We start from the raw sequence: 13,275 nt of genomic DNA on the forward strand, positions 1-13,275 counted from the left end.
TTCGTGAGATACCCTCCGCGTTACCCTGAATTTTCACAAGATAAACCAATAAATTGGAAAAAGTTATTAAAATGGATGCTTATCCTTATTGGTTTATCTTTATTTTTTACCAATGTTATTTCATCAAACAGTAAAGTAGAAAATAAATATTTTATTTTAATATCCAGCATTTTCATTCCCATTTTTGTTTCATCATTTTTATTTTTACTTTATCTTTTTTTAAAAACATTAAATAATCACAACAATAACTTATTTAAAAAACAATTCGATGATGATAATAAAAAATGGTGGTTATACCATAGTGCTTCAATCCCCATAAAAGACGCAATTATTATCGGCTCTCTTGGTGAGAATCAACATAAATGGCATCAAGTTTTAAAAATTAGACCTGTTTCACCACTTCCTATAATAGAAGATGGTCAAGAGCGCATTCCTTGCTCTGCACTTATCGGAAATAAAAAAAATAGAGAAGAAATGATGGCTAAATTACTAGCAGATCATTTTATAAATGGAGAAGAAAACAACATAGACAATATTAAAATCGATAATATTTATTGGAAAGGAAGTCAATCCAGCCTAAATGAATTTATTGAGCATCTAAAAAGTCACCATATTTTACCACCACTAAAAACTATATTTATTGACTCAGTAAACACATTAGATACCATTATTGATAATTATTATCTTCACTATAAAGCTAAGTATTATAATCTTGTTGGTGGTTCTAATATTTTTGATGACATCAATACAGGTAGATTGGCTGAAACCGGTTTTTTATGGACAATATTTCCAAATAAAGATGCTTACTATTTACATCGTTGTGAAGTATCAAATAATGAAAACACTAATGAGTTAGCATCTCAAATAATGAAATATTCAGGGATAGAAAACTCACCAGAAGTAAATATATCGATTGATACTCAAGCATCTTATTCTTTTTTATCAACACAACTCTATTCAGCCGATAATATCGTACAAGATTACTTTGGTAACAGTAGTTGCTCATCACCATTTTTAGCTATTTCATTTTCTGTTCTACATTGTATGAATAACGACATTAGTAGCTGTGGATGGATTTCAGGATATTATAACGATCAATATATAGCAGGGGTTATTCATAAAGATGAAAATCAATGATAAGCTTTCTTCAACTCGGGATTTATTTATTATTTATACTGTTATTCTTACAATATCCCTTTTTACATTAAGTATACTTTATTATCTTTTTGGTAATAAGATCTTAGAAACAGATTACTCCCCTAAAGAAATTATATTTTTTACTTTTTCCAGTTGGATAGCTTTATTATTAGCTTTTCCATTTTTTATTTATGGATGGAAGAAAGTTATTCCATTACTCAGTAAACCTTTCTTATATAATACAAAAACATTACCAGAAATAAACAAAAAAAATAATTCATTTATTGATGATATATTTAAACAATATGGTCATCGTAATTCAAAAAATTTAATACGCATACTCCTTATCGGCACGCCCCTTTCTGTCGAAAAACTCACTCCCAATCTAACAACGGACATCTGGCAAGAAAACAACGGCACGTTACTTATCTATGGGGGCGATATTAATCAAAGTATGGATGAAAATTTAATTCAAGATTTAAAACAACTGCGCCGACGTCGTCCGCTTGATGCGGTTATTTGGGTCTCTGAGAACAGCTTATCGCAACAACCGTTGGGTCATTCTTTATTTAATCACTTAAACCCAGCCAATACAGACACCGCAAGCCGTTATTTCCACCAGCTCTTTCGTCAATTACGCTGGCAAGCGCCTATTTGGCTTTGGAATATCAGTAATAATGGAGATATGACCACGGAAGAGGCACCAACAGTACTTTACTCTGCACCATTAAATGCCACTTCAGAAATACTCTCAAACGATATGAATAAGCTGTTACCTGCTCTTATTGAGCAAGGCACACTCGCTGTATTACACAATCAAGCACACACTTATTTATTGGCTTTAGCCCGCTTTTTACAGCATGAAGGCGGTGAAAAACTCGCCAATAACTTGGCGCCACTTTTATCTGGTTATCGCTCGTTACCGTTTGCTGGCATGCTCTTTAGTACACCCACTTACAATAACGTGTCTGCAACTTCATCACAAAATAATCAATGGATTTTAAATCACCATTGGAAAGCACTCCTCACGGCAAATTCACAGCTGCCCTATCCGTTAAAAGCCTCGCCGTTAGGTTTAAATTCAAAACGTATTTTGCAATATACCGTTGCAACCGCCATGACGCTGTGGGGCATTGGTATGGTGGTCTCTTACTTTATGAATCGCCAATTAATTACCCAAAGCCACCAACAAGCGCAGTTGGCAACAGACAATCATCAATCTGAATTTGCCCGTTTGCAGGCACAATATGGCTTACAACAAACCTTGGGGTTATTGAGTTATAGAGAACAGACTGCGGTGCCATTTTGGTTACGCTTTGGCTTAAGTAGCAACAATCAATTGCTCAGTCATTTATGGCCGGTTTATAGCCAAGCAATGTTGCCATTATTACGTGATTCGACCCAACAACGTCTCGAAAATTATCTTCACGCATTTATGCAGCTCCCTCCTGAAAGTGCTGAACGAATTGAAGGCGCTCAATCTGCTTATCAAACACTGAAAGCCTATTTGATGATGAGTGATCCGTCCCGTATTGATCCGGCTTTCTTCACTGAAAGTGCATTGAATATCTGGCCTGAATATCACGGATTAAAAGACGGTGAATGGCAAACATTAGGCACAGAACTATTCACTTTCTATGCTTCTCAGTTACCGTATCACGATGAGTGGAAAATCAAGCCTAATCGCACTTTAGTTGCCGGAAGCCGTACTATTCTTATTCGTCAAATTGGTCAACGTAATGGCGAGTCTGCGCTTTACCAAAAAATCTTACAACAAGCACAACACAACTTTGCGGATATGACCTTGGATGATATGACGGGGGATACCGATGTCAGTTTCTTATTAAGCTCAACAGAAACTATACCCGGTATTTTTACCCGTAAAGCGTGGGAAGACTCTATTGAGCCGGCGATTAAAAAAGCCGTTTATGAAAGACGAGAAGAAATAGATTGGGTATTAAGTGACACACAAAAAGAGACGGGTATTGATATCTCACCGGAAAAACTGCAACAAAATCTCACCGAGCGCTATTTTAATGATTTTTCGGGCAGTTGGTTAAGCTTTCTCAATGGCTTACAGTGGCGAGAAACACAAAGCCTCTCCGATACGATTGATCAACTCACATTAATGAGTGATGTCAGACAATCCCCCATTATTGCCTTAATGAATACACTCTCTTATCAAGGTAAAACCGGTCGTCAGCAAGAAAAGCTAGCAGACTCTTTTGTGAATTCTGCCAAAGATCTATTAAACAAAGAACAGCAACCAGTTATTAGTCAAAAGGCGGAATTCACAGGGCCACTTGAGCCTGTTTTTGCACCAATACTGGCTTTTACTGATCCGCAATCTTCCGCACAAAACAGCGATACATTGAGCTTACAAGCCTATCTCACACGTGTAACGCGAGTGCGCTTAAAACTCCAGCAAGTAGTGAATGCGCCCGATCCCCAAGCGATGTCTCAAGCCTTAGCCCGAAGTGTTTTTGAAGGGAAAACGGTCGATTTATCCGAAACACAAGATTATGGCAGCTTAATCGCAGCAAGCTTTGGGCAAGAATGGAGTGGCTTTGGGCAAACACTGCTTGTACAACCCCTGTCTCAGGCATGGCAACAGTTATTAGCGCCGACCTCACAAGGTATCAATACCCAATGGCGAAATGCCGTTGTGAATGATTGGAATAGGGCATTTGGGGGGCGTTATCCCCTCAAAAATACACAAAGTGAAATCTCATTACCTTTAATGGCGCAATATCTACGCCCTGATAATGGCCGTATTCAACGCTTCCTTGAAACCCATCTTAACGGTGTTTTACATAAAGAAGGAACGCACTGGGTACCCGATACCACCAATGCCCAAGGCTTAACCTTTAACCCTGAGTTCTTAAAAGCCTTAGATAAATTAAGCTATTTAGGGGATGTGGTTTTTGCGAATGGTGAAGCGCGCCTTTATTTTGAATTACGTCCGGGTACATCACCCAATATAATGCAAACCCACTTAATGATAGATAAACAGTCCCTTATCTATGATAACCAACAACCGCAATGGCAACGCTTCGTTTGGCCAGCGGATACTGTCGCCTCAGGTGCATCACTCAGTTGGATCACCACCAATACAGGTACACGTATTTATGGCGATTATCGTGGCGTCTGGGGCATTATTCGTTTATTGGAAGATGCCAATATAGCCCCTTATGCCGGCAGCACCAGTAGTTACTCTGTCAGTTGGAAAACCTTAAATGGGCAATCCCTCAACTACACTTTAAGGACAGAAATGGGCGATGGCCCCATCGCGCTATTGCAACTACGCAATTTTGTTTTACCCGAAAAGATCTTTTTGGATTAAATAAAAATCACATTCCCGACTATCTTAAAAGGAAATATGCTCACTATGTCCTTATTGGATACCTTAATTTCATCATGCTTTGCTGATGATACAAACAAAGTGCAACAACTTGCTCAACAACAAATCGCTTTATGGGATCGTTGGCTATTACCCATTACGCCTAATCAACCTGTAGGTGATGATCCCTGCTATGAAGATGACTTTGAACGCATGAAAGAAGAAGTCAATAAACTCTCTGGTGCCGATACTGAACTAATTTGCTTACTTGCTGAAAATTTACTGCTCAACGCCTGTAAAGATGTGCGCGTTGTAACTTATTATATTTGGGCTCGCTTGCACAAAGAAGGTGAACATGGATTTGCGGATTCGTTGGGACTTTTGGCTGGATTGCTCACTCGCTATCACGATACGTTATTACCTAGCCGAGCCACCAGTAGAAAATCTGCCTTAGAGTGGTTATCAGGACAACGTGTTTTAGATAGCTTATCGCTTTATCCCGAAGTCGATCATAATGAATTTTCTCGTATTATCGCGCTATTAGCGATAATTGAAACAGAACTTACAACATGGAATGAAGCTGAACGACCTCAACTTGCTGGATTACATCAAGCACTCGAAAAACGCCTTGCTCAGTCTGGTGGCACAAGCTCATTAGTACCACAAAATATCAGCAGAAATGAATCCTCTTATAACTCGTCTTCAACGCCCTCTTCTTTATCACAAAGTACGCCAATAGAAACAATACAATCAGGTCGCGAATTATTAGATCAATCCAAAGTGCTTGCTAACTACTTACGAAATCAACCTAGTGGCTGGTTAGCAGGACATAGATTAATGAAAGTAGTGAGATGGGATACGCTTCATCAACTTCCACCACAAGATCAGCAAGGTTGCACTCGCCTTTCCCCCCCAAGAACGGATGCAAGAGCCCAACTTAAACGCCTCTATTTACAACAAAGTTGGGGAGAACTTGCAGAACAAGCTGACAAGCTTTTTGCTGAAGGTGTTAACCATTTTTGGTTAGATGTGCAATGGTATTTATATCAAGCACTCAGCAAATCTCCTGCTCCTTGGAATGCATGGTCTGATGTTATAAAAAACGATTTAAAACAATTTCTTACTCGCCTCCCTGATTTAGAAAAACTGTCATGGGAAGATGGAACTCCCTTTGCTGATGAAGTAACCTTAAGTTGGATAAAACAGCATGTTATGGAAGAGAATTTTGATGCCATACAGGGCTTATCGTGTTCATCATCTCACCAATCCGAAGATGAGCCTATATTGGCACTAGAGCCTGAAGCCATGACTCAAGCAGACAATGAAGGCATTGAGATTGCCTTAAAATGGCTACAACATCGTCCTGATATCAACACACCAAGACAAAAATGGCTATTAAGCCTCGTTATGGCAAGAGTAGCAGAACAATTTGCTCGCCAGGATCTGGCATTAAATTTATTACGAGAACTCGATAAAAAAGCACTTTCGATGCCATTAACACAATGGGAGCCTAACTATATTTTTGAAGTAAAAGCACGACAACTCCACCTTTATAGAGCCAAAATTCAACGTAATACTTCAGATAAAAACCGCATTGAACAACAAATGGAACTGTTACTCAGTGAATTAACGGCTATCGATCCTGTACGCTCTTCAATTTTATATTCTTAATATTTTACTCAACAAATCAAGGTATCAAATTAATGGATGATTTAACCCTTCGCTATTTTGATGCGGAAATGCGCTATCTTAAAGAAGCAGCAAAAGAGTTTGCACAAGCACATCCCGATAGAGCCGCAATGCTCGATTTAGATAAAGTAGGTACACCCGATCCTTTTGTTGAACGCTTATTTGAAGGCTTTGCTTTTTCAATGGGGCAATTAAGACAAAAAATTGATGATGATTTACCTGAATTAACAGAAGGCCTTGTTAGTTTATTGTGGCCTCATTATTTACAAACAATTCCTTCATTATCAATCATTGAATTAACACCAGATATTCAAAAAATGAAAATGACAGATAAAATATCGGCTCAATTTGAGGTACTTTCTCGTCCTATTGGTCCGAAAAAAACAATTTGTCACTATCGAACAACGCAAGATTTAACACTTAATCCAATAAGAATAGAAACCGTTAATTTAACGGCCGAGCCAGATGGACGTTCAGTTATTCGGTTGAAATTTACATGTAGTGAAATGATTAATTGGCCTGAAGTTAACCTTCATAAACTTTCGTTTTATTTATCGGGTGATATTCCAACAACTAATGCACTGCATTTAGCATTAACCAAACAAGTTTCAAAAACCTATTTAAAACTCCCTCAATCAAAAGACAGAATAGCCGTGCCTCTCTCTTTTTCGCCGGGAGGATTTAAAAATACGGATGCCCTTTGGCCTAAAGGTGATACCACTTTTAGTGGCTATCAATTGCTGTTGGAATATTTTTCTTTTCGTGAAAAATTTATGTTTGTGTCGCTTAATGGATTAGGTGATATCCATTTTCCTGAAGAAACATCAAAATTTGAGTTAGATATTGTTCTAAATACTTTATGGGATAACTCGCTCACATTAAGTGAGGAAAATATCCGTTTACATTGTGTTCCTGTCATTAACCTTTTTAATATAGAAGCCGATCCCCTCACTGTTAATGGACTAGAAAGTGAATATTTATTACGCCCGCGTCGTATTCAAGATGGGCATACTGAAATTTATAGTGTTGATAGCGTACATGGTTCTCAACGGACAAATGAATCTATTTATGTGCCATTTACTAGCTTTCGTCATCGTGGTGGCATGTTACGCCATAATGCCCCTGAACGTTATTACCATACTCGAGTTAAACGTGGGGTAGCGGGACTTCATGATACTTGGCTTATTTTAGGTGGTGAAAAACAAAATCTTGATTTGGCTACCGAAACAGAAACACTTTCATTACAACTCACTGGAACTAATGGGCAATTACCTCGTAAAGCACTACAAAGCACATTGCTTGATAGAACAGAACAAACCTTACAAATTCCATTAACTGTACGTAATTTATGTAAACCCACTTTACCGCTTTATCCACCTTCAGAAGATCGCTTTCATTGGCGAGTGCTCAGCCACCTTGGTTCAAGTTTTCTTAATATGATGGACAATGCCGAAGTGCTTCGGGGTACGCTCGCACTCTATGACTGGCGAGATGATGATATGAATCATCGAAAACTCGATGCCATTATTCATGTTGAACACCATTTAATTGAGCGTTTTGAGAAAGGCTTTTTACAACGAGGCATTGATATTGAAGTGACATTAGACAGTAATGGTTTTAATGGTGAAGGGGATATGTATTTATTTGGTGAAATGCTTAATCGCTTTTTTGCACTTTATGCCGATGTTCATCTGTTTAATCAATTAACACTGATTATCTTACCAACAGGAAAACGTATTCAATGGAAAGAGATCCACAATCCACAGCTACCCCGTTAATTGAAGCTTTAGGCGAAAAATTACCTTATATAAATTTCTATCGCTTTTGCCAATTACTTGAAAAATCTAATGCTAAGTTCTATGAATTAGGACGTTCTCACGATCCTAAAGACGACCCTATTCGTTTTCGCCCTCATCGCGGTATGGGTTTTCCAGTGACTGAAATCAAAGGAATTGACTCCCTTGATAGATACCGTAAAAGTACAGTACCAAGCTTACGTACTACCTTTCTGGGGCTTTATGGTATCACCTCACCGCTTCCTACTTCTTATCTCGATGATATTGCACAATATCGAGATGGCACAGATCCACTAACTGATTTTTTAGATATTTTTAATCATCGACTGACTACACAATTTTATCGGATTTGGCGTAAATATTCTTATCCTGCGACTTTCGATGAAGGAGGCTGTGATAATACATCACAATACCTCTATGGTTTAATTGGTTTAGGTATTCCAGGTTGTGCTAATCAGGTGCAATCCCCCCTATCTCGCTTTTTAGCGCTATTAGGAATCTTACGCCTACCTACACGTACAGCGGAAGGAATTAGTGCATTAGTAAAATTATTAGCGCCATCAACAAAGGTCAATATTATTCCTCATGATCCACGAAGAATAGCACTAGAAGCTCCCACTGCAATGTCGTGTTCATCTCCTATTACATTAGAAAATAAACCCGTTTTGGGCAGTTATGCGATAGATGTAAATAGCCAAGTATTAATAAAGTTACATACTGAAAATAAAGATGAAGCAAAAGGCTGGCTACCTGATGGTAGTATTTATCAAGATTTTATGGCATTGCTTCGTGTTTATTTAGGTTCACGCGTTAATGCACGGTTGCGTTTAACACTACCAAGAGATTTATTACCTGATGCAACACTGAGCACCTCTAAAAGCCAAGGTGTGCAACTGGGTAGAACAGCAGTAATGCGACCTCATAACATTATTGAAAAACCGCCAATTAACTCTTTTATCACCATCGGCCTTGGTTTTTATCAATATCTAACACTCCGCACTCAACATTATAAAAGTGATGAATATGGCAATTATCAATTCTAAACCACAAATATTTCTCCCCCATACTTACCGGCTAGCACTATTACTTATTGGTGTTTTTACTCTTGCCGGATGTGGTCTAACACAAACTATTAGCGATGGTACTGTCTCTCTAACTAAATCTATTTTCTATAAGCAAATTAAAGTACTACATTTAGATTTTACTGCACGAGAAGCACTTAATACTGACGATAACGGTTCTTCGCTTTCCGTCATTGTTAGAGTATTCCAACTAAAATCTGCTGACACCTTTAATGATAGTGATTACCTATCACTGTTTAATCAAAATAACGATATTTTAAAATCTTCATTGCTAGCACAAAAAGACTTACGTATTCGTCCTGGAGAATCTATTTCTTTAGATATGCCAATGGAAAAAGAAACAGAATTTGTTGCAATAGCGGTAATGTTTCACACACCTGATGAAACTAAAAATAACTGGCGAATTGTTATTCCTAAAAATGAGCTCGATCCAAATAAAGCACGAAAAATTGAGCTTGCTGAAAATACACTAACATTACAACCTTTGGATAAAAAATAACGATGCCACAACCCTCTCTTTATGAAATGCTAACGGGGTATTTTTCTGGCGGATTGCCAGTTGATACCATCTCCGAAGAAAACCAAGTTATTCTGTCTGTTATGGATAATATTCGTCGAATATTAAACTCACGAGCAGGAACATTAAAACATTTACCTGATTATGGCTTACCTGATATGAGCAAACTTATTCAAGGATTACCAGGAAGCTCACATAAAGTAATGGCAATATTATCAAAAACATTACTCAAATATGAACCTAGAATAAAATCAGTAACACTAGGTATATTACCTGAGAATGAATTTGGAAAATTATGTTATTCTTTAGATATTGAATTACATGAAAGAGGACTTATACGTTATGGTACAGAGTTTTCTCCTGATGGACGAATATTTCTCCATCATTTAAAAAAACAATTTAACTTATCATAAACGTATTTCTATTCATTTTATTCTTAGCCTATTTTTCTTTGTTTTACTTTATTTTATAACATTTAGACCTTAAATTAACTTGAGGCTTCTATGAACTCTTATTTAGACTCACTTCCTATTGGAGGTGATCCTCGTGTATTTAATCAATTTCTTAATATTAAAGAAGAACTTGATAAACGTTTTCATCCAGCACGCCCTGATATTAACTGGCAATATATCCATGAATTGTGTGTTTCTTTATTTAATCAAAATGGGGTTGATCTTCAAACAGTTGCTTGGTTTGTTTTGTCTCGGCAGCACCAGTCTGGATTAGATGGTTTAAATGAAGGCCTTTATCTAACCCATAAGATATTAACTCAACATTGGCAAACAGTATGGCCTGTACAAACACATACTCGTGTTAATATTCTTTCTGTATTAAACCAACAATTAATTTCAGGTATTCGAGGAACAATATTTATTTATGCCGACTTACCTGTTCTTTATCAAATTGAAGAATTATTAAAAAACATTAATCATCACCTTCAAACATTAGAAATTAAACATCTTGTCCAGTTTGATTACTTACAAAATTTAATTATCACCCAAGCGAGACAACTAGAAAATGCAGATACATTAGATAATAATTTTTATTCTCCTGATTTATCGCCTGTTATTAATGCAGAGGAAAACAATCAATCTCAAAGTACTAAATCAGTATTATCACCCCTCCCTCATTTAACTAAAAATACCATACCACCTAAAACCTACATCTCCCCATCGATTGCATTACAGACGTCAGCAAAAAAAAACAACCACCGAGAATTATGGAAAGGTATTTTAATTGGTACATTAACCAGTAGTTTGGTTTTTATTATCTTATTTTATTTTTGGTTATCTGAATTAAAAAGTAACAATCTAGCAGATGCTTTTCCTTATATTCCAACCATTAATGCACATGCAGGCTCTCTTATTGAACAACAACCTGCAAGTGGCAGAAATATAACACAGACACTCAATTCAGAGCAGATTAATGTGATACAACAGCGTTTAAATGAGCTCGCATTACTTTCTCCCACATGGGCCCAGAGTTATGGGCTTGAAGTTATCAGTTATTTGAATGAGCAGTATCAAGACAATCCAGAACTTTTATCATTTACACAGCTTTGGAAAAATAATCTAAAAATAAATGCCACTACAGATGAACAACTCAATCAATGGTCTAAAGGTATGACCGAACTGGATGGGTTAAGTAAAAGATTAGATAGCTTCGATGGTAATCCTAAAAACTATATTACAGGCTCTGAATTAAAATCTATTATTTTTAAAGCTCGCCAGCATTTCAATCAAGCTAAACCTTTAGAAGAAGAGTTACGCTTACTTGAAAAACAACCAACACCAAATTCAATTCCAGACTATGAGTATCAACGAATAGACAATCATTTTAAACAACTATTAAATCGATATTCGTTATTACAGTCTAAATAAGGAAACAATATGTACGTTATAAGAAATTTAATACTTATTGTCATTGTTAATTTATTAAATGGCTGTATTATGGGTTCACCTTATGGCGGACTTATCTTTGTTGGTCCAATAGATTTAATTAAAATAACCTTAGAATCCAAAGATGAAAGAAAAATCCCATCTCAAAATACTCAATCAAACCCTGTTATTTATTATAATAATAAACCAAGAACAGTAACGGTTGCAGATATCACATTAAATCAAGAAGATATATTCTCATCTAAAAATAATATTGGCTCAATAGACTTTATATTTCCTGATGAAGATGAATATAAGATTATATTAGAGCTTAATTATCAAAATGACAAATATCAGGTACTAGAATCGAAAATAAATTTATTTATGAACAATAGAGAAAATAAATTACCATTAATTGATTATAGTAAAAGAGATATTCGCTATCCTGATTATAAATTATCCTATGTTGATCTTTATATTTTTAGCAAAAAGAACACTTTTAAACTAAAAATAACCCTTATTAACTCTCAATCAGAAAAAAACCACAGCCAAAATGAAGATATAATAATTGAAAACGAACACTCTATATTGAAATCAAAAATAATAATAGATGAAAAAGATTATAAAATTGACAAAGCCACCTATTATTAATTTAAGAATTAATAATATCATAATCACACTGTTTTTTATAATGATAGCAATATCCATTAAAAAGTAACTAGTTATTACAAAACAGTCTTTAAATTAAAAATAAAAAAATAAGAAAATGATAGAATCACGATATTAAATTATAAGTATACATCATAATAAAACCATCATATAAAGATAAAAAAATAATTATCCTTATTATATTCAAAAAAACAAGTAAAATCACGTATATTTAATCAATATAATAACAAATCAATTAATAAGATTTATCTTCATTACAAATACGTATTAACAAAGCTCACCTTACTTACATTTTGTTTCAAATCACAACACTAATAAATATTAATTTTTAATAAACTAATTTAAATCAGTTTTGTTAATTATTTATATTTTAAGGTGTTTAAATGAATATGAAAATGTTTGTTATTTCATTAGCATTAGTTTCTTTTAGTGCACAAGCATTGATTATTAATGAAAATAACCCACCAGAATATCAATCTTTTAAATCAAATTATTCTGATATGGTTGAATTAGCTAATAAATCACGGTTACCACATCGGGTATTTTATACTTCGCCAAGTACAGGTAGAAATGCGCTATGGTTTGATGCTGTTAAACACGGTGATTTAAATGAAGTAAAAAAGATGCTTGCCAATGGTCAAGATATTGAAGCAAAAGATACAGGAAGCTTAAACCAAACAGCACTAGGCTGGGCTGCATTTATTGGTGATGAAGAAATGGTGGATTATCTTATTTCTCAAGGTGCTAACCTTTGGGCTACAGATAAAGGAGATGTCTATAATGTCTTTAAATCTGCCGTATTAGGCAATAATGTTAATGTCGTTAAAAAAATTCACGCCTTAATGAGAAGTGATATTGAGATCAATAATCAAAGAGTAGAAAGTGATGGTGAAACCTTTATTATGATTGCTGCAAGCAATAATCGCATTGATACGGTTAAATATCTTCTTTCTAAAGGTGCTGATGTTAACCTTGTCACAACAACACAGGATAAGTCATTATTTTCTTACGATCAAAGTGCATTGAGCTATGCTTGCCAAAATGATCTTAAAGATATGCAGAAACTACTAATTAAAAATGGTGCTATTAATCATAGAACAAATACAACGTCCTGCCATTAAATACATAAATGCCATCTCATTATAAGATGGCATTTATGCTATTATTT

General features: G+C 35.6%; 10 protein-coding genes. All 10 read left to right on the plus strand.

Annotated elements, in window-relative coordinates; all coding sequences use genetic code 11:
• Positions 1–3: 3 nt before the first annotated feature.
• Positions 4–1,137 (plus strand): KPHS_23130 family T6SS system protein, encoded by a 1,134-nt coding sequence (locus ABN256_RS08000; protein WP_197268923.1) that lies wholly within the window; start codon positions 4–6, stop codon positions 1,135–1,137.
• Positions 1,124–4,480 carry an ImcF-related family protein gene (locus tag ABN256_RS08005; RefSeq protein WP_349439337.1) on the plus strand — a complete coding sequence of 1,119 codons (3,357 nt, stop codon included), beginning with the start codon at positions 1,124–1,126 and terminating at the stop codon, positions 4,478–4,480. The genes ABN256_RS08000 and ABN256_RS08005 overlap by 14 nt, the downstream gene beginning before the upstream one ends.
• A gap of 45 nt (positions 4,481–4,525) precedes the next feature.
• On the plus strand, positions 4,526–6,148 hold the full coding sequence (gene tssA / locus ABN256_RS08010) for a type VI secretion system protein TssA (protein ID WP_196553938.1): 1,623 nt from the start codon (positions 4,526–4,528) through the stop codon (positions 6,146–6,148).
• Positions 6,149–6,180: 32 nt separating this feature from the next.
• A complete protein-coding gene (gene tssF, locus ABN256_RS08015; RefSeq protein WP_196553937.1) occupies positions 6,181–7,944 on the plus strand; it encodes a type VI secretion system baseplate subunit TssF in 1,764 nt (587 codons plus the stop codon).
• Complete coding sequence (tssG, locus tag ABN256_RS08020) at positions 7,908–9,005, plus strand: type VI secretion system baseplate subunit TssG (RefSeq protein WP_349439338.1); 1,098 nt, start codon at positions 7,908–7,910, stop codon at positions 9,003–9,005. Before tssF ends, tssG begins: the two co-directional genes overlap by 37 nt.
• Positions 8,980–9,543, plus strand: a complete 564-nt coding sequence (gene tssJ / locus ABN256_RS08025) for a type VI secretion system lipoprotein TssJ (protein ID WP_196553936.1) — start codon at positions 8,980–8,982, stop codon at positions 9,541–9,543. The genes tssG and tssJ overlap by 26 nt, the downstream gene beginning before the upstream one ends.
• Positions 9,544–9,545: 2 nt before the next feature.
• A complete protein-coding gene (gene tssE, locus ABN256_RS08030) occupies positions 9,546–9,974 on the plus strand; it encodes a type VI secretion system baseplate subunit TssE (protein ID WP_072070789.1) in 429 nt (142 codons plus the stop codon).
• Positions 9,975–10,064: 90 nt separating this feature from the next.
• Entirely contained in the window at positions 10,065–11,441 is a 1,377-nt protein-coding gene (locus ABN256_RS08035) for a VasL domain-containing protein (protein WP_340893561.1), read from the plus strand.
• 9 nt (positions 11,442–11,450) lie between these two features.
• Positions 11,451–12,089 (plus strand): hypothetical protein, encoded by a 639-nt coding sequence (locus tag ABN256_RS08040; RefSeq protein WP_340893563.1) that lies wholly within the window; start codon positions 11,451–11,453, stop codon positions 12,087–12,089.
• 401 nt (positions 12,090–12,490) lie between these two features.
• Positions 12,491–13,228, plus strand: coding sequence for an ankyrin repeat domain-containing protein (locus ABN256_RS08045; RefSeq protein ID WP_196553933.1), 738 nt, complete (start codon positions 12,491–12,493; stop codon positions 13,226–13,228).
• The last annotated feature ends 47 nt before the right edge of the window (positions 13,229–13,275 follow it).

The sequence above is a fragment of the Proteus sp. fly-1008 genome (genome assembly GCF_040140305.1).
GTDB classification, from domain to species: domain Bacteria; phylum Pseudomonadota; class Gammaproteobacteria; order Enterobacterales; family Enterobacteriaceae; genus Proteus; species Proteus vulgaris_B.

Bases quoted from the DNA above. Each gene is read 5' to 3' on its own strand.
- tssE (WP_072070789.1), top strand. From the start codon at position 9,546: ATGCCACAACCCTCTCTTTATGAAATGCTAACGGGGTATTTTTCTGGC.
- tssF (WP_196553937.1), top strand. From the start codon at position 6,181: ATGGATGATTTAACCCTTCGCTATTTTGATGCGGAAATGCGCTATCTT.
- ABN256_RS08040 (WP_340893563.1), top strand. From the start codon at position 11,451: ATGTACGTTATAAGAAATTTAATACTTATTGTCATTGTTAATTTATTA.
- ABN256_RS08035 (WP_340893561.1), top strand. From the start codon at position 10,065: ATGAACTCTTATTTAGACTCACTTCCTATTGGAGGTGATCCTCGTGTA.
- ABN256_RS08045 (WP_196553933.1), top strand. From the start codon at position 12,491: ATGAATATGAAAATGTTTGTTATTTCATTAGCATTAGTTTCTTTTAGT.
- ABN256_RS08005 (WP_349439337.1), top strand. From the start codon at position 1,124: ATGAAAATCAATGATAAGCTTTCTTCAACTCGGGATTTATTTATTATT.
- tssJ (WP_196553936.1), top strand. From the start codon at position 8,980: ATGAATATGGCAATTATCAATTCTAAACCACAAATATTTCTCCCCCAT.
- tssA (WP_196553938.1), top strand. From the start codon at position 4,526: ATGTCCTTATTGGATACCTTAATTTCATCATGCTTTGCTGATGATACA.
- tssG (WP_349439338.1), top strand. From the start codon at position 7,908: ATGGAAAGAGATCCACAATCCACAGCTACCCCGTTAATTGAAGCTTTA.